Genomic DNA, 16,879 nt, shown 5'->3' on the forward strand with positions numbered 1-16,879 from the left:
GCATCACTTCGTTTGGAGTTCGTGGCTCAGCTGCTAACCAGGTGAGTCACGCAACAAAGCTGCGACGTTTGACGGCGATGCAGATGTTGGCGCCCAAGATTCCGTCTGTAAGGCTTTTTCCAACCAAAAAGTGGCAAGAAAAAAACCTATTTCTGTTCTACCACGGCAAAAAATGATCCCAAGCCAAGTAGGAGATCGCTTTTGTCATCATCACCAAGCACAACCCCAGACCCTGTTGCCGTCGTCGATCAGCTGTACAAGCAGCTTCGCGAGCAGGCCGAGGAAATGCGTGACCAGTTTTTCCAGCGGGCGCTTGCGCTGCAGGTTGATAAGAAGGGGCACGTACCAATCGGGATCGCTGTACTGGAGCCATCCGAGAACTCGTTTGCAGCGTATTGGGTGCGGATCTTTATCTCTGCGCAGGGGCGGTCGGTGCGCACGATCAACAAAGGGATTGGCTTCAAGTACCCAGTTGGAGCGTTCAGTTTCGTCAAGCAGCCGTTGAAAGGGCTGGTGCGTGCTTATGAGACGGAGCTCGCGACACTGCGGCAGCTTGCCTCTGAAAACCGTGCCCTTCGAAAGTCGCTTCAAGCTCATCACGGCAAAGTCACCAGGCAGGTTACGCAAGCCTCGTTCCGCAGCCTGGCCGAGGTGCCTGACGCGCGATCCGAGTAGCTGACATGACGTCAGCCTTTGTCGTGATCCCATGGAGCCTAGTGCAGCGCAACCCGCAGAAATACGGGCGTCAGCCATCCCAGTCAGTCATCAAGGGATAGCTGAACGTGATGGCTGAGTCGGGCGTAGGTGTTCCCCCGCTCCGATAGAGATCTGTGCCGGGGCACTAGGTGTCAGCCATATCTGGAGGCATCAGCCATAAGCAGGTGGTTTACCCCATGCTGCTATGCGAAATGAAAGCCCAGACTTCCATAGATAAGAGATGGAAGTCTGACTGTGACTGACACCGTGTCGCGAAGCGAAGAACAACTTGAGGCCGTTTTTCCTTCGAATCACGACCCAGGCTTTCGGGCTTGGGTTTCGGATACGCAGCGGATAATTGGCGTGGGTCTGCCAGTGCTCAGGGCCCATGCGCCAGGCAGGAATGAGATGCGTCCGCTTACCCCTTCTGACCCCCACTGAGGGCGAGGGAAAGCAATTCAACCGGAGGAAGGATTTGGAGTTCCGCAAGCTGGAGGAGGGGAAGTACTTCCCCCCGATACTACCCAATGGGGAGTTCTTTTCCCTGGTTCCACAGACAGGTCGCGTGATGAGGATATTCAGCGTCACCGCCGAGGGGCTGTTCGCTGAGGGAATTCATTTGCTGTGGTCCGAGATCGAAGGCACGAGCTTCGTGGGCACCACATGCCGCATCAACTCCAGGAAATATGCATCCGCTGGATTTTCATTCAACGTCGACGCCTGCATGATCCAGAACGAATCAGGGCTGAAGTCGGACTTCGTTCAAGGTTACCCGATAGGGTACTGCCTCTTAAACAGGATCACTTTCGAAGCTCAGCGGATTAGACTCAACTGACCCGTGTCGCGCAGCGAGGGAGCGTGTAGTTCGTAGCAGGAGTTAAAGAGGCGAGGGAGAAAAATCATCCGTGATCTCCTCTAAGCCGGCAGTTCAGAGGAATAACCTCTGCCTCATATGTCAGCTAATCCGTCTTACTCTCCACCTTGGCTCCTGATCGGCAGTGAAGTCGATGTCATATCTGAGAACGTAAATGACGGGGATCGGTCGTAAACTCCTGTGACGCGATAGATTGGCATTCCGGATGTAATTTTCTGGTGCGATTTGTCTCCGTTTATCACCAAACCAGTCCAAATATTGTTAATTGTCTCAGTGCCTTTTACCTCTAAGGCTATGACTATGTCGGCAGTGGTCACTACCAAGTCTGCATCGTCAAGGTTGTATTGAAACGTGCAATCCGGGTACAGAGAACGGCAATGAATCTCAGCAATCGCCATTGCTAATTTTCCAGTGTTTGAGCTCTTGCCGCGTACCAAGTCGCGCTGAATAGATGTGAATTGTTCATCCGTCAGGTGTAATTCAATACGCTCCATGTTCATGCTCCTTTTGTAATGAGTATCGATCGTGGTTCGGATGGATCTCTTCACGCCCACACGGTGCTTCAGTAAGCCGGAATCTGTAGTCGATCGGGTCCAGGCTGAGCAGAAGTCCTTGTTCTAACTGTTGCTGCTGGGTATTTAACAGCAGAAAATACGCGAGTACAGCCAGAGAAAACCTATCGCCATCATTGGCTTTGAGGAGGGCAAATGCCAGAGACGTTGCCTTGGGTTTGGAGAATACGGATTCGTTGGGATGGTGATGAATCGGAATGTACTCACCTTTGTGCCATAACGGACTTAGATGGGTTCATCTACACCGAACCGAGCGGAATGTACTTCAATCTTGCGACAGAGCACTCTGGTCCGGAGTCTGCTCTGGCGGCTGGTAGGCAGGAGTTGTTGCAGCTGAATGGCATTGCTGTGATCGAGCGCGTGCGAGGCAGTTGGACGCTTGCCGGACTGGAACAGTACCGAAATGAAGGTCCAGCAACTAGCTACCTCTGTCCCAAGGGGATAGAAGGTACCACCTATGGACGTCCAACTATTTTCGCTCGTGCTCCTGATGGGACAATTACACTACCGTTGCCACAGTTATACCTGCGCTCCACGAAAGAGAATCAATACTTCGCCAAGGCGCTGCGCCTGCTCAGTACTCTCCTGGCAGATGATTGGGCGACGCTTTTCAACGTCACAGAACTCGTACAGACGGTCGGGCGCACCACTCTGAAATCTTGGGGGGTGATAGAACATTTTGATCGCATTGGTTCTGTCGCGAATAACGCATCCGCAAGCGGCGATAAAAGCCGCCACGCCATTCAGAGGCATGCCACACAGGTGGAGCCGATGGATTTTGGTCTAGCGAAGGAGCAGGTTGTTTCGGCTGTTAAGCGGTGGGGACGTCATCTGGAACAAGATGAGCGTGCCGACGAGGAGCCTTGAACAGCCGGTATCCGTAGTCGATGGTCTTTTTACGACTACAAATTCCGGTATGGATCTGTATTTGTATCGAAGACTTGGCTTACCGATTTCGGGCCAGCCTGAGGGTGTTTACTGCCGCTACGTTGCATCTGGCAGAGCAGTCCAGGGCTTTATTCAGGTCCATTCCTTCTTGCTCGGGTCCCACTGGCCCTGGTGGAACTCCGGACGTTGGGAGCCTGCTATCACAGGACCAAAGAACTGGCGTAGGTCGGACAATAGATCCTCGAAGGACGACGGTGGGCTCACCTGCGGATTGAGGCGCAGATAGCCCTGCCACCGTTGGCCGACGATCTGAACAAAATCCGGACTGAGGCCAACGGGGATACCGGTAGGGATTGTTGCGCCGCGGCGCTCAAATGTCCCGGAGATCGCCCGGATCAGAACTGACATGTCCAGCGGAAATGTTCGGATGATCACCCAGATATCGAAGTAATCCTTAAGCCTGCTGTTGATCGCGCCGAAACGAACCATCGCCTCGAATTTCTCGGCGATTACTGTCGCCTGCGGGTACATCAGGATGCGAGCTTCGGGCAGTCCTGGCAGAAGAGCGGGAAATCTTTGCGACTCTGGCGCAGGATAAACGTGGTCCCCAAAACCGATATCTACCTGCACTGTGACCCTGGCGGTGTGGATTTGCCCTTCCACGGTTAGGGAGATCCCTCGATAGTGCTCATCCTCCCTCACTGGCTGCACGGAGAGCGTTGCGGGATCGAAACTGATGCCGTCTTCTGATACGACGACCATACAGACCTTTCGAAACAGCGCCAGAATCGCCTCTGGGCTGGGATCTCCATGGCCGAGTAGATCAATGTCTTTCGTCGGGCGGTATACGTGCTCGGGCCAGGTCCCATAGAGCATTGCACCCTTGAGCATGTAGCCTTCCGCCTCGGGGAGTTGGCTAAGTCGATAGAGCAGACGTTCCTGCGCATAGCGCGTCTGGACGAGGTTGAAAATATCGCCTCGATCTCTTGCGCGATTCATCAGGCGGGCGTTGATGGAGGCCCCGGGGTTCTTGATGGACCTGACGCTCATTGAAGGGCTCTCAGGTAGAGCGCAACCCGCTCAGCCACCCGATTGATTGCTGCAAACCGCATCAACTCACTGGGCGTCGCTTTTCGTTGCCGAATGGCGTCTTTCAGTGCCTCTACTGCTACGTCCTCACCCACGATTCGCCGGTGTTTGAAGCAATCCGCCACGGTTTTGGCTGGACAAAAGATTGGTACCAGTACGCCTTCGACACTGATGTGCTCGATGCCGGCGGACATTACTTCGCCGGTCGCGCGTACGAACTCCAGTCGCAGCCCCTGGGCTTGGGGTGTTCTAGCCTTATGGGGAATCGTCATCCAGACCGCGTGGGGCAGCTGGGTGGTGAGTTGGTGGTAGTGGAGGGCGCTGATTAGGCTGATCACTCCGTTGGGTACTCTACGTGCCGCTTCAGCCAGATCGTGGGCGGCGTGCTCGCCGAGACGATTTGGATCCTGATAGAGCCCCCGGGAAAGACGGAAAATATCGCCCGAATCGCAAAGACGCTTCAGGTAGACCAGCGGGATGCCGGCAGCGGTGAAATCTCGCGCGCGAACGATTCCCCTGTCTTGGACAAGGCGAAGGGCTCGTTCCCGATGAGTCAAATCATTCTGGATCATTTGTTATTTATTGTAGGCATTTACGATTATTTGTCACCAAAATATAACGCTTGAGAGATAATCAATGACGTCATATATTTCATATGACCATGAATCAGTCTAGCCCCCCCGACGAACTGTCACCCCAGCAAGTAAGGGCAGCACGAGCCCTACTGGCGTGGTCTCAGCAGGAACTCGCCAAGAATGCTGGCGTAGCGACCTCCACCGTGGCCGATTTTGAGCGCGGCCACCGGATACCTATGGCCAATAATGCGGCGGCTATCCGCAATGCCTTAGAGCGCGCCGGCATCAGCTTCCCGCCTCAAGGCGCTGTGATCGGTCCGGCTCTTCCCCCTATAGCGCCGCCTGCATCAGTCGCTCCATCGGGCATCCCTTTGCGCTGGGTGACGTCGCAAGATCTTACCGATTGGGCCAATCGCACTGATGCTGCTGGAAGCATGTCAACGCTGCTCTCCCACTTGGTTTATGCGTCTGAGGGGGCCGGTATCTGGCGGCGATTCCCAGCAGAAGAAAGCGTTAGGCATTCAGGGTGGGATGGCGTGACCTCGGGTGAGGCCCGCAGTCGTTACGTGCCACCAGGGGAGACCGGTTGGGAGATCACCACCCAGAGAATGGACATCGCGGGAAAGGCGACTAGCGACTACAGGAAGCGAACAGAGACTCCTGACCCGCTTGACCCATCCACCTCTACCTATGTGTTCATCTCAACACGCCCTTGGCCTAAGAAGCACGAGTGGGTTAACGAGCGGAACAAAGAGGGTGTGTGGAAGGACGTCCGAGCCTACGATGCTGATGATCTCGTCCATTGGATTGAGCAAACTCCATCGGTTGGGCTGTGGCTCGCCAGGCGATTGAATAAACGACCTGACGGCGTGCATGAGCTCAGCGAAGTCTGGGAAGAATGGTCTCTGGCATCGATCCAGCCACTCTCGGAAGAACTGGTGCTAAGCGATCGCGACCAAGACGCGATAGAGACACTGCGTTGGCTTAGAGGCGTCCCTTCCATGTTGTCGCTTCAAGCGAGCACAACTGAAGAGGTGGTCGCGTTCTTCCACGCCACGCTGAGCATGCTCCCCAACGAACTCTCAATGGCTTATCGCGCCCGTTCCCTAGTCGCTGCGACGACAAAGGCAGCGCGAGATCTAGCAGTGGCGCCAGCGCCGCTGATTATGTTGCTGATGGAACCTGATCCAGGTTTGGCGAAGGTGCTAGTTGGCCGTGGGCACTATGTCCTCCAGTGCTATGACGATCGCCAAGTAACCCAGGGCGACCTTCGCGTGTTGGAGAGACCATCACGTGAGGGCATCATTTTTGCCCTTACCCAGGCTGGGGTTCCCGAAGCGAAAGCTGATGCGCTCGCTCGCGACTGTGCACGCAATCTGACCGTGCTAAGGCGCCTTATGTTTGCAGCACCCGGTCGTCGGCCGCGGTGGGCTGATGCCTCTACGAGCCCTGTGCTCCGTGCTGCCCTTCTAGCCGGCGGCTGGGACGAATCTTCTGAGGCCGACTGTGCGCGCATCGCGGAGATCGCTGACCTGCCGTACGACAAGCTCGTGGTTGAATTGGCTTCCTTTGCTGGCAACTTTGATAGTCCGCTTCAGAAGGTGGCGTCAGCCTGGCGGGTCAGATCTCCTATCGATGCGTGGATGCTGCTCTCTAAGTCGTTGAGCAGTGTGGAGCTGGCGCGGTTTGAGAATGTCGCACTTCAGGTTTTGGAGGCCGAAGATCCGCGATTTGGAATGGCTCCCGATGAGCGCTGGTTGGCTTCTCTGCGGGACATTCGCCCCAGCTATTCGGAGCTGCTGCGCCACGGCGTTGGGAAAACGCTGATCCTGCTCGCATTGTGGGGAGATACTGCCGAAGCAAAGCGCAGCGCGGACCAGATCGTTCGGATGTTGATGGGAAATGCCGACCAGGTGCGCTGGTGGTCTCTCTCCAAGGATTTCCGCCTGCTTGCCGAAGCATCGCCCCAGGCATTTCTCGACGCGCTAGAGGACAGCCTGGAGCAAGAGGATCAGCCGCTGGGCTCACTCTTCACCATTGAAGACGGAATTGGCGCAGGAGCATCGCACTTATGCGATCTCCTCTGGGCTCTCGAGTCACTAGCGTGGTCTCCGGAGCATCTTGCTCGCGTGGCTCGGGTTCTGGCGAAGCTCGACTCCATCGACACCACCCCCGCGCGATACATGAACCGGCCTAGCAACAGCCTGCGAAATGTATTTCTCCTTTGGGGGCCTCAAACCTATGCAACATTGGAGCAAAGGCTAAAGATCCTTGACGTACTCAGGAAGCGTGAAAGCGAATCTGCTTGGCGTTTGATGCTCGGCATGCTTCCGAAGGGCAATGACACATCGACCCCTTCTCCAAGTCCGCGGTGGCGCGATTTCACCCCAGAAAGGGTCGAGGAGGTCTCTTGGAGTTTGATAAGCCGCGGTGTCGTAGAGATTACTCAGCGTCTGATCGCAGACGCAGGTCGCAGTGCGCCGCGTTGGAAGGACCTCGTAGATCGGCTGCCTGATCTTGTCTCGGGGCCAGGTGATGTCTTGGGTGCGCTTGAGGTGGCGGAAAGGGAGATATCGGACGAAGAGGGGCGCACTGCGCTTTGGGGGGCTATTCGACGGACGCTACACCACCATCGGCAATTCCACGACATGGATTGGGCTATGCCTGAGGACACGCTGGCTCGGCTCGAGATGATCTACGAGCGATTTACCCCTAAGGACGAAATACAGAGCCTGAATTGGCTCTTTGCTGGCGGCGTTTCTGTGCCGCGGCCCTCCTCTGGATGGGAGGCAGAGGAACGAGACATTGATGAGCTCAGAAGACGCGCAGTCAACGAGCTCGTTCAAACTGGCGGGCCGGAGGCCGTTCTTGAGCTCGCTCGTCAGGTTGAGCATCCGATGCTTGTGGGGAAGGCACTATTCCAGACTGACAATCCAGAGCCTGTTGTTCAGGCAGTTGTAGAGGCAGCTCTTCTTAGCGGCGACAGCCGGCAACGCGAAGTGGCGAGGGGATACATCGCGCCTAGGTTCCACCACAAGGGGAAAGAGTGGGCTGAGGCGTTGCTAAAAAAAGCGCGCACCACTAACTGGGATCCGTCAGCAATTCTCGCGATTCTGCTCTCGCTTCCGGGAAATACCTGGACCTGGGAGCAAGCGCATCTTGCCGGAACGGCGATTGAGGAGAGCTATTGGAAGTCCGTTCCTGTGTTCTGGTCGAAGGAACATAAGGACGAGGTCATCTTCGCCATCAAGAAGTTTGTGTCAGTCAGCAGAGCTCGAGCTGCAGTCGCTTTTGCTGGGCGAGACACCGGCCTACAACTAGAGACGGAATTGCTTGTCGATCTGCTAAATAGAGCGGCGCTGGAGTCAGCAGAACCATCAGCCGACCCTAACGACGGGACAATGTTCCAGTACTACGTAGGCGAGATTTTCCAGTGCTTGGATAAGCGAGACGATCTGGACAAAAACGCTCTAGCTCTTCTGGAGTGGAAGTACCTGCAAGTTCTAGAGCATTCACGGCGTCCGCCCAAAGCGATTCTTGTGGCCCTGGCTGAGCAACCAGCGTTGTTTGTTCTGATGCTCTCGGCTGCGTTCTCTCCCAGCGAGGGATCGGAGCAGGAGACTGCTCAGCAGGAGGACAGAAACGCCAGTGTCGCAAGCCAAGCCTATCGCCTCCTCAGACTGTGGAGTCATCTACCAGGTACACGTGAAGACGGTTCCATCGACCATGACGCACTCATCAAGTGGGTTGACGAAGTGATCGTCTTGGCCGAAGCACGGCATCGTAAGGACATTGCCTACGATCAAATCGGGGCGATTCTGTCTGCTTCTCCAATGGGTTCTGATGGGAACTGGCCGGCGGAGCCGGTGCGAGAAGTCATCGATGAACTGCGCAACAAGACGCTGCTAAATGGGTTCTATGCAGGAAAAGTAAGCCGACGTGGCGGCACAACCAGGCTTCTTAGCGCTGGTGGAGCGCTTGAGCGTACCGAGGTGGAAAAATACCGGAGATGGTCGCAGTCCGTGGCTCTAGAGCATCCTTTCACCGCGAGAGCTCTTGAGTTGCTTGCCGAGAGATACGAGGCTGAGGCGCGTTTTCACGACGATGACGCTGAGCGTCGGGACTGGTTCTGATTTTTTGAGACATTCATTGCCTGTGTCAAATACAGCTGCCCATCCGCTGTCGGTTAATCGACTACAAAATCCGGCACGGCTGGGCTTGCACTTCGACTGAACTGATTCGCTCTGAGTGCTATGCCCGAGTCCACAGTCCTTAACGACCAACCCGCTCCAAATTCCCTCACTCAAAATGACCCCAAGCATTCACGTCTTGACGTTTATATCAAAATGGATATAGGCTGATTTCACTGGGCGCAATGAGGCAACGGCGCCGGCGGATCCACCTTCCTGAGGTTGGGGTTCTCTGGCAGATGCGTCCAGCACTCAAATGAGGAAAGGGCCATGAAACGGGAATGTGCTGACAAACTGGGTCGACGTCGGAGGTTCTATGAAACTCGAGCAGCAGAAGGATGTGGTGTTTGTTGGAAGCAGCCTGGACGATCTGCGGGACTGTCCAGCTAAAGCCAAGCAACGGATTGGCTTCCAGCTCTCCCAAGTGCAGTGCGGTGACATGCCAAGCGATTGGAAGGCGATGCCAGAGGTTGGACCTGGCGTGATGGAAATCCGGGTGAGTTGTGAAGGGGCTTTTCGCGTGTTCTATGTGGCCAACCGGCCAGAGGCGATCTACGTGCTACATGTCTTCCAGAAGACCACACAGCAGACGGAAAAGCGTGACATCGACCTGGCGAAAGACAGGCTGAGATCACTGGGATGAGAGGGATGGGCGACCCCCTCCGGTCAAGGTCTGGCCGAGAGGGGGCTCCTCGTCACTGCTGTCCTGCTCTACTAGAAACACATACTCATCGAGAGGAAATAAATCCATGGCAAACGAACGCGCTACCAATGTTTGGGATGCGCTGGTTGATTCGCCAGAAGAAGCCGAAAACCTGCGTATCCGTGCTCAACTCATGCGGGAACTCACTAGAACCGTCAACGGTTGGGATGTACCGCAAAAAGATGCTGCTGCTCGTCTGCACGTCACGCAGCCGAGACTTAACGACCTGCTCAAAGGGAAGATCGATAAGTTCTCCCTTGATGCCCTGGTAAACCTGCTGGGTGCTGCCGGCCTCAATCTGGAGATCTCGGTGGTCCAACGCGCGGCATGAGCCGCTGGTGAGGTGCTGGTAATGGATTGACTAGTAGACTTCACAAAAGCAAGACCCTGAAGCCCTGCCCGAAACGGTGGGGCTTTTTCATTTTGGCGCCTTGATTAGATGGTTTTGACGAGTTGAGCGCGATACTGGACCGCTCACATGCAATCAGCCAAACGGCGCGTAGAACCAAGTAGGTCTCGGTGGTCTTAGGTTCTAAGCGTGGTAGCAAGAGAGGCAAGGCGCGCAGAGCTGGATCATTTTCCAGGCCTTCTGGCATGGTGAACGAGTGGTTCGATAGCGATTGGCGCGAGGCCAGGTCAGGGAGGGGAGATGCCGACGATCTACGAAGTACGTGTACTCAGCACCCAGAAGAAGTATTCCAAAGATTTCCAAACCGAGAAGGAATTCGCCGATGGTTGGAAATCGGTTCTGCAGCGGGCTCACGGCACCCAGGTGATCTGCCTCTGCCCTGGAAATGGTAACCGTTGTCTCGCGGTGAAGCACCGAGAGGGAAGCGACAGCTATCACCTTGCCCGATACGCCAACACGGGCCCAGAGCACGCAAACGACTGTCGGTTCTACGCACCTGCAGCGGAGAGATCGGGGCTGCAGGGCTACGACGTCGGTGTGATAGAGGAGGCAGAGGACAACACTTTGAGGATTCGCCTGGCCCATGGCCTGCGGATCAACGACGCGGCTCCTTCCGGCGATGGGCACGACCTTCCACCTCGTGTCCCCGGTGTGAAAAAGCCTTCAATGAAGCTCCTTGGCCTGCTTCAACTCTTGTGGCTGGAGGCCGGCTTGGCCAACTGGTATCCCCTCATGGAGGGAAAGCGAAAGTCGGGCGCGGTGTCGTATTGGGTGTCGGAAGCGGCGAAGCGGGTTCGAGCTAGCCGAATGACTATCCACGACGTGTTGGTGGTGTCGGCCAGCAAGGGTTCTGGCCGCGCGACCCAGAATGCCGATGTGGTCGCGGCCGCGCGCACGCACAAGCGACGACTGATCGCGGTAGCGCCTCTTGCGCGATACGACGAAACTCGCCACGACCTCCGGCAACTGCCGCTAGCGGGTCCCTTCGGAATGCCAACGATGGACATTCGCTTTGAAGTTCGCAGCCGCGCTGAGCGCAGTTTCGCTGCGGAGTTTGCAGCCTGGAAGGCTGGGCATAAGGTGATCGCGATTGCTCAGTTGAACCTGAAGGAGGGGCGTTATGCGGAGGTCCTGGAGCTCGCGCTCATGCGCGTTAGCGAGCGTATGATTCCCCTCGACTCCGGCTATGAGGCCGTGATCGAGGCAAAGCTTCACGCCCAAGGCCGCGCTTTCTTCAAGCCACCGCGGTTCGAAGCTGAGGACGAAATATTCCCCGACTTCTGGCTGCTGGATATGGGGCGAGACACACAGTTTCCCCTAGAGGTGTTCGGCATGGACACCGAAGAGTACCGGACTCGCCGGCAACGGAAGATTCGCTGGTACAACGGGCAATACGGTTCTACGGGGTGGTGGCACTGGAACGCATTCGACGATCCCCTAGGGAAGGCGATAGCACCCTTCCCTGAACGAAACATCGATTACCGCAGCAAGGAAAACGCTGATACAGCCGGGGAAGATGTGCCGGAATCTGTAGTCGATGGCGTTTAGGAGTTTCGAAGCGTCAGCTTCAACCAGTAGGTCTTGTGATGGCTAAATCGAAGTTTAGGCGGCGGGTGGTTTGCCCGAACTGTTACAAGAAAACCCTATCTACGATAGGTAAGGCCAGTGAAGGGTTCACTAGGAAGTGCCCATGTGGCTATTCCGTAAGACTGGAACCACATCCTCGCATGGCAACAATCCATCTACCCCAGTAGCGACTGGACCTGGCGCTCCAGAGGCCAAGAAGCTGCCAGGAACTATTCAAAGGAGTGAACATGCCGAGCGCGATACTACAAAAATTCCAACAGGAAGTGTTGTCTAGCAGCCCTGAGGCTACCTTGCCGTGCAATCTCAACGATTATTGGCTCAGCGAGCTCCAGGAACATCTCGAGGAGTGCTTCCGGGTGCTCTCTCAAGGGTGCGACGACGAAGAGAACGAGGCAATGTCGCTGCCTCTTGCCGCTATCGTCCACATTTTGTTTGCGAAGAATGCGGGCGCCATTAATGAAATGCCTTTGGAGGACCTTTTCCGTCATTTCGAAGACTACCGCCTTGAGCTGGCGCTTGAGCAGGTGAGGAGAAAGACGGATGTGAAAGCTGAGCCGGCCACGCTAGCGACAATCTTCACGAACCGTGACGTGACCTTTCAGCATTGAGTGGCCAGCGACAGTCATAAGGGGTTTCTTGGACATGCAAAGTGTTCAAGTCGAATAGGTCTGGCTGGTCTTCTGCAAATCCCAGTGCTGCGTCGAGACGCGGAAGGGTTTTGGCGAAGCGGGTAACGCTGGTGCCGTCGAAGCTGCTGGCGCCGGCCGCCGAGCACGTTGCGATCCGGCGCGCGCTGTTCACTCGGCCTACGTGGAAGTAGCAGTTGCGGCGGCGAGCCAGGACACCCCATGCCTCCATCGTCTGCAGCTTCCACTTGGTGGACCCACCCAAGAATATGCCAACTGCTAGGCTTAGCAGGTGGAATGAGGAGGTTCAGCATCTGCCCGCAGCGGATCCGCTTAAATCGTGCAGAGGTCGTCGCTCGCAGGTTGGGTGCCGGCTACTGTCCGTCCCAGGGGTGGTGGACGTCGCTGTATAGCGGACGAATGCGAAGTAGTTCTTCCACCTGCCGAGTATCAGCTCCCATGTAATGCGGAATCACACCTGCGAATTCTGGGGCTGGAGGATGAATGAATGCGTCTCCAAAAATGATTGGAGGGCGCTTCGGTAGCCTGACGATGCTGGGGGCTAGGGTTCCCTGCTCCAGCAGCCACCGATTGTTTTCAATCAGTGCTGGAACCGATTCGTGGAAATAATCCGGACCTTTGATTGCCTGGACTGTTTTCACAAACTGGTCATGGCTTCGCTCGAAAAATTCCCCCTGTCGTTTCTTCCAAAGTGGCACCAGGTCGAAAATTAGATCGTCGCTGTAGGTTAAGGGCGACCACTCAGATCTGACTCCGAGCTCGTGTAGGGCGTTATGAATTAGTGCGGCCTCCGGGCAAACCCAGGTAATTGCACGCATTTGCCGGTCGGCATCCACTTTCGCTTTTCCGTACTGTCGCCCCGCCATGGCGGATTCCACCCGCTGGCAGCTATCCCTTAGCATGTTGGGCGGCATATGCAGCAGGAGTGTGCATAGGCCAGCAGCGAGGGCGATGCCATGCACGGCTTCGGGTTGCCGAGCGGCCGACGATACTGCATGGATGATTGCGTGGTACTCGGGCCGTGAGGAATCCTGTAGAAAAGCCATCTCATCAGTCTCGACCCTCGCTTGAGTGCCAGCTGGGGTTGACACTTCGGTTAGCAGAGATAACGCGTCACGCTGTTCCTGATAGTAGGCACAAGTCTCCAGCATGCTCCCGAGGTATATCGGGGACTTAAAAAGGATTTTGCGGCGGAACCTGTCATTGTTCCGATAGAAGCATGCCGACACGTGCCGTATGGGCTCATGAAATTGAGGATCGCTTAGAGAAAAGGCTACCTGCCAAGGGTAATGCATGTTTCCATTTGCAGGGTCATGGCGCTCGATGAAGCGGTTCAGAGTGATGTCGAACTTCAAGTTCGGGATGGCGGAATTGCTTGGTGTCGGGTCTGCCATGAGTTGGAAAATCGCTGAAAGCGTCTTCAGCCCTCGCACAGAGCAGTTCATATCGACCCAGTGCCGCATCTCATGAAGCATTGGCCGCAAGACATCCCGGGTCCCGTCTACCACACGTAATCCCGAATCCCATTCAGGCTCGAATAGCGCTTTTATCAGGCTGTCCAGGTCCGTTTGTTCAGCCCGATGAAGGTGGATGGTTTGTGTGAGGTGAGCGTATTCAGCGATGTCGCTTTTACTGAGATTAATGCCTAGCAATTCGACGTATCCATGTGGCGTTGCGAGCAAGGAAGGCAGACGGTTAGTGCCTTAAAAGTCGAGTTTACCTGCGATGCTTGTGTCCAGATCAAGGGATGAGGTGGCCTATTTTTTTCCTGCATCGAACAGGTTGAAAATCACCCGTCAGCGTTTCCGACGGCATATAGCCTGCGCGTAACCTTTGAATGGAGATGCGCATGAGCCCCAGCAGTTCTAACCACATCGCGACAACCTGGGACGTACCGATCCAAGAAGTTCAACCTGTTCGATTCGCGGTCATTGTTCTAGCTTTCGCTTTGCTCTCGCCCCCGCTTCACGCGGCCGGCGATAAAGGGACAGCCCCCCGCACCTCAAACGCTGCATTGCGCAAGGTCTACGCCAGTTGGAACCAGACCGGAATTGGTGATCTGTACTGCGGCTGCACTTGGGCCTGGACGAAAAACGGCGCCGGTAAGATGCAGCTGAGCGCATGCGGCTACGTGGCCAGCACCCAGCCCCGCGCGGCTCAGCAACTGACCTGGGCACCTATCGTTCCGCTGCAGGCCATGGGCAAGGGGAGGGAGTGCTGGCGCCGCGGTGGGGAGAAGGCCTGCTCCGCCGGTGACGACGCATTCCAGGCCATGGCCACCGATCTGCACAATCTGGTGCCGGCCGGCGGCGAGGTTGCGATGGATCGCGCTGGCGCGGATCTCGGTGAGCTGCCCAGCTCTCTCCCTCGCTATGGGCTGTGCCCTTCAAAATTCGACCGAGGAGCTGGACTGTTTGAGCCGCGCGATGAAGTGAAAGGATTTGTCGCCCGGGTGACCTTCTACATGGCCGACCGGTATGCAATTCGTTTGAGCGAGCAGCAGCAGGACATGCTCATGGAATGGGACCGGAGCTTTCCGGTGACGCCCTGGGAGGCTGAACGCGAGAAGAAGCTCGAGGCCCTTACCGGTGTCCCCAATCCCTTCGTCACTGGGGCGCGATCTTGGGTCTCGGGCTATGTCCCATCGGCGGATGGGCTGGATGCGGCAGATCGAGAGTCTGCACTTCGGCCGGCGGTGGAAAAGGGCGTCGTCGACAGTTGGACCGGTCCCGTGGTGGGGAACAGACGAACGAACATCTTCTACTTGCCCGAGGGGTGTACCACCAAACGTCGCCTGAACCGTCGCGACCAGGTTGACTTCGACTCGCCGGCGGCCGCCAGGTCGGCAGGGTTCGAATTAGCTAACGAATGCCGCTAGGCTCGGCACGCTGAGGAAGCGGAGGGAGTGTCTTTCTCCTGGTCATCAAGTGCCGTGGCACCTCTTGTACTTCTGGCCGGAGCCACACCAGCACGGATCATTCCGTCCCTGTTCGCGGCTGCCCCTCCCAGTGCGCACCGGAATCGGTGAATCATGCTGCAGGCGCTCGATTGCTTCTGTTCCTTCCACCCCCACCTCTCTGAGTAACCGGAACAAGTTGCGCTGTCTCTGGGTGGTGTCGCCCTGTGAAAGGACGTCTATCAGCAACCTCAGCTCGGCCAGTCGCTTAAATTTGCTGCGAACCGGTACTGCATTTCTGTCGAAGAGGCCACACACCAGCAGACTGTTCAGATCGAATACGGCGGCGGTCCTGTTCTGACTGAGCCATTTCCGGAGCTTTCCCACTGCTATGCGCGAAAGCTCCAGACATGCTGCCTCATCATCATGCGGGTCACCTTCAGTGGCTATTGTCTCCATGCAGAGCTGTAGGGCGCTCGCAGCTTTTTCCCAGCCAGCCTTGTTGTCCTCCAAGCGCAGCGTTAATTGTGCGTATGCCCGTGCTGCACGCACTCGAAACTCGATGAAGCTGATGCTGCGTTCAAAGCAGTCCACCGCTTCTGCGAGATTACGGTCGGGTAGAGCTCCTTCCCAGATCTCGTACCCGAGGCTGAACGTTGCGTTGGGGAAGCCTTGAGCGGCGGCCTCCACCAGCCACTTGAGCGCAAGTTGCTTGTCAGTTGGAACGCCTTGCCCGGTGGAGTAGAGAGCGAATAAGTTGAACTGAGCTTGGGGATAACCAAGTTCAGCGGCTTCCTGACAGTAGCTTGCTGCTTTGGTGGGGTTAATCTCGCAGCCCCGGCCCACTGCATACATCGCTCCCAACTGGCTGAGTGCTTCCGGGTGCCCGTGCTGTGCAGCTTTTTCAAAGTAGAGGAGGGCCGCCGTCTCGTCCTTGGCAAATCCAGGAGAGCCGTGAAGGTTGCAGTCACCGATAAAGGCCAATGCATCAGGGTGGCCAAGCTCTGAAGCGTGGAGGGCCAACTGCTCGCCCTTCAGACGCGTCGTTTCGTCCACGCCAGTGTCTTTAGCTTTGTAGGACCCGTACTGGAACATGCAGTCCGAATGGCGGGCGTCGGCCCCCTGCTTGAACCAGTACATGGCCTTGTCGATGTCCACCCTGGATGCTGGACCGTACCCATCCTGCAGGATGAACTGATCCTGTCTTTTGAGTTGATCCGCGCGCTCTTTGAAGTAAACCCCTGCCTGATGGATTGCATCTACATCCCCATCAATCATGGCGCGGTAGCAGACATCCTTGAGCGGGTCTTCTGTGACGTCGACGACCGCGTAGTCAGGAACCTGCTGTCCCCTAGAGCGGTAGTTGGCCTCGATTAGTGATCGAGCGGCATATAGTGACTCAAGGGCCTGTTCAGCGAAGCCAACGGCCTGGAAGTCGTACTTTTCGGGATGAGCACCTTTGTTGCCGTTGAGCTGAAGTATCTTGAGCTGGCGCTTCTCCTTTGAGGTCAGCAAGCGGCGCTCGTCTAGCATCCGGATTTTCGTCGCCAGCTCCGTGCGTTCGTCGAAGCTAGGAAAAAGGAGATCACAGTACACCGAAGCGAGTCCCCGTAGCTGGGTCAACGCATACCCTGGTGTGGCCAGGCTGAAGAGCTTTCCTTCCTTGTAGAGGTCGCCGATCTTCAAGGTTACCCCGTAGGCGAGTTCAATATCGTCCATGGTCCTGACTCTGCGATGCTGTCTTCAATAGCTG

The 16,879-nt window shown here is 56.2% G+C and carries 14 protein-coding genes; 9 read left to right on the plus strand and 5 right to left on the minus strand.

Going from position 1 to position 16,879, the window contains the following annotated elements:
* Positions 1 to 201 precede the first annotated feature (201 nt).
* Together mobI and IB273_RS30905 are read left to right on the plus strand one after the other, a co-directional pair.
* Positions 202 to 675 (plus strand): conjugative transfer protein MobI(A/C), encoded by a 474-nt coding sequence (gene mobI / locus IB273_RS30900; RefSeq protein WP_192225808.1) that lies wholly within the window; start codon positions 202 to 204, stop codon positions 673 to 675.
* A 496-nt stretch (positions 676 to 1,171) separates the two neighbouring features.
* Positions 1,172 to 1,531, plus strand: coding sequence for a hypothetical protein (locus tag IB273_RS30905; protein WP_192225809.1), 360 nt, complete (start codon positions 1,172 to 1,174; stop codon positions 1,529 to 1,531).
* A gap of 134 nt (positions 1,532 to 1,665) precedes the next feature.
* Here IB273_RS30905 and IB273_RS30910 read toward each other — a convergent pair whose 3' ends face one another.
* Entirely contained in the window at positions 1,666 to 2,064 is a 399-nt protein-coding gene (locus tag IB273_RS30910; RefSeq protein ID WP_192225810.1) for a hypothetical protein, read from the minus strand.
* Between the two features lie 213 nt (positions 2,065 to 2,277).
* On the opposite strand from IB273_RS30910, the gene IB273_RS30915 reads away from it, so the two are divergent.
* Positions 2,278 to 3,009, plus strand: a complete 732-nt coding sequence (locus IB273_RS30915) for a hypothetical protein (protein ID WP_192225811.1) — start codon at positions 2,278 to 2,280, stop codon at positions 3,007 to 3,009.
* A gap of 153 nt (positions 3,010 to 3,162) precedes the next feature.
* Here IB273_RS30915 and IB273_RS30920 read toward each other — a convergent pair whose 3' ends face one another.
* Together IB273_RS30920 and IB273_RS30925 are read right to left on the minus strand one after the other, a co-directional pair.
* Positions 3,163 to 4,080 carry a nucleotidyl transferase AbiEii/AbiGii toxin family protein gene (locus IB273_RS30920; RefSeq protein WP_192225812.1) on the minus strand — a complete coding sequence of 306 codons (918 nt, stop codon included), beginning with the start codon at positions 4,078 to 4,080 and terminating at the stop codon, positions 3,163 to 3,165.
* Positions 4,077 to 4,691: a type IV toxin-antitoxin system AbiEi family antitoxin domain-containing protein gene (locus IB273_RS30925; protein ID WP_192225813.1), complete on the minus strand. Its 615-nt coding sequence runs from the start codon at positions 4,689 to 4,691 to the stop codon at positions 4,077 to 4,079. Before IB273_RS30925 ends, IB273_RS30920 begins: the two co-directional genes overlap by 4 nt.
* A gap of 89 nt (positions 4,692 to 4,780) precedes the next feature.
* On the opposite strand from IB273_RS30925, the gene IB273_RS30930 reads away from it, so the two are divergent.
* From IB273_RS30930 to IB273_RS30950, 5 genes are all read left to right on the plus strand, one after another.
* On the plus strand, positions 4,781 to 8,827 hold the full coding sequence (locus IB273_RS30930; RefSeq protein ID WP_225610362.1) for a helix-turn-helix domain-containing protein: 4,047 nt from the start codon (positions 4,781 to 4,783) through the stop codon (positions 8,825 to 8,827).
* Between the two features lie 373 nt (positions 8,828 to 9,200).
* Positions 9,201 to 9,527, plus strand: a complete 327-nt coding sequence (locus IB273_RS30935; RefSeq protein WP_192225815.1) for a type II toxin-antitoxin system RelE/ParE family toxin — start codon at positions 9,201 to 9,203, stop codon at positions 9,525 to 9,527.
* Positions 9,528 to 9,633: 106 nt separating this feature from the next.
* A complete protein-coding gene (locus tag IB273_RS30940; protein ID WP_192225816.1) occupies positions 9,634 to 9,918 on the plus strand; it encodes a helix-turn-helix domain-containing protein in 285 nt (94 codons plus the stop codon).
* Positions 9,919 to 10,236: 318 nt separating this feature from the next.
* Positions 10,237 to 11,544 (plus strand): DUF1173 family protein, encoded by a 1,308-nt coding sequence (locus IB273_RS30945; RefSeq protein ID WP_192225817.1) that lies wholly within the window; start codon positions 10,237 to 10,239, stop codon positions 11,542 to 11,544.
* A 266-nt stretch (positions 11,545 to 11,810) separates the two neighbouring features.
* Positions 11,811 to 12,191, plus strand: coding sequence for a hypothetical protein (locus IB273_RS30950; RefSeq protein WP_192225818.1), 381 nt, complete (start codon positions 11,811 to 11,813; stop codon positions 12,189 to 12,191).
* A gap of 392 nt (positions 12,192 to 12,583) precedes the next feature.
* Here IB273_RS30950 and IB273_RS30955 read toward each other — a convergent pair whose 3' ends face one another.
* A complete protein-coding gene (locus IB273_RS30955) occupies positions 12,584 to 13,882 on the minus strand; it encodes a hypothetical protein (RefSeq protein ID WP_192225819.1) in 1,299 nt (432 codons plus the stop codon).
* A 197-nt stretch (positions 13,883 to 14,079) separates the two neighbouring features.
* On the opposite strand from IB273_RS30955, the gene IB273_RS30960 reads away from it, so the two are divergent.
* The gene (locus IB273_RS30960) at positions 14,080 to 15,108 is read left to right on the plus strand and encodes an endonuclease (protein ID WP_192225820.1); all 1,029 of its coding nucleotides are present in this window, start codon (positions 14,080 to 14,082) and stop codon (positions 15,106 to 15,108) included.
* A gap of 45 nt (positions 15,109 to 15,153) precedes the next feature.
* Here the strand turns inward: IB273_RS30960 and IB273_RS30965 are convergent, their stop codons facing one another.
* Positions 15,154 to 16,845, minus strand: coding sequence for an SEC-C metal-binding domain-containing protein (locus tag IB273_RS30965; RefSeq protein ID WP_192225821.1), 1,692 nt, complete (start codon positions 16,843 to 16,845; stop codon positions 15,154 to 15,156).
* Positions 16,846 to 16,879 lie beyond the last annotated feature (34 nt).

Origin of the sequence: Pseudomonas sp. PDM19 (genome assembly GCF_014852215.1) — a bacterium.
In the GTDB taxonomy this organism is placed as follows: Bacteria; Pseudomonadota; Gammaproteobacteria; order Pseudomonadales; family Pseudomonadaceae; genus Pseudomonas.

Coding starts and splice junctions, on each gene's coding strand:
- IB273_RS30910 (WP_192225810.1), bottom strand. CDS start 2,064: ATGGAGCGTATTGAATTACACCTGACGGATGAACAATTCACATCTATT.
- IB273_RS30965 (WP_192225821.1), bottom strand. CDS start 16,845: ATGGACGATATTGAACTCGCCTACGGGGTAACCTTGAAGATCGGCGAC.
- IB273_RS30950 (WP_192225818.1), top strand. CDS start 11,811: ATGCCGAGCGCGATACTACAAAAATTCCAACAGGAAGTGTTGTCTAGC.
- IB273_RS30960 (WP_192225820.1), top strand. CDS start 14,080: ATGAGCCCCAGCAGTTCTAACCACATCGCGACAACCTGGGACGTACCG.
- IB273_RS30930 (WP_225610362.1), top strand. CDS start 4,781: ATGAATCAGTCTAGCCCCCCCGACGAACTGTCACCCCAGCAAGTAAGG.
- IB273_RS30940 (WP_192225816.1), top strand. CDS start 9,634: ATGGCAAACGAACGCGCTACCAATGTTTGGGATGCGCTGGTTGATTCG.
- IB273_RS30945 (WP_192225817.1), top strand. CDS start 10,237: ATGCCGACGATCTACGAAGTACGTGTACTCAGCACCCAGAAGAAGTAT.
- IB273_RS30935 (WP_192225815.1), top strand. CDS start 9,201: ATGAAACTCGAGCAGCAGAAGGATGTGGTGTTTGTTGGAAGCAGCCTG.
- IB273_RS30920 (WP_192225812.1), bottom strand. CDS start 4,080: ATGAGCGTCAGGTCCATCAAGAACCCCGGGGCCTCCATCAACGCCCGC.
- IB273_RS30925 (WP_192225813.1), bottom strand. CDS start 4,691: ATGATCCAGAATGATTTGACTCATCGGGAACGAGCCCTTCGCCTTGTC.
- IB273_RS30915 (WP_192225811.1), top strand. CDS start 2,278: ATGCCAGAGACGTTGCCTTGGGTTTGGAGAATACGGATTCGTTGGGAT.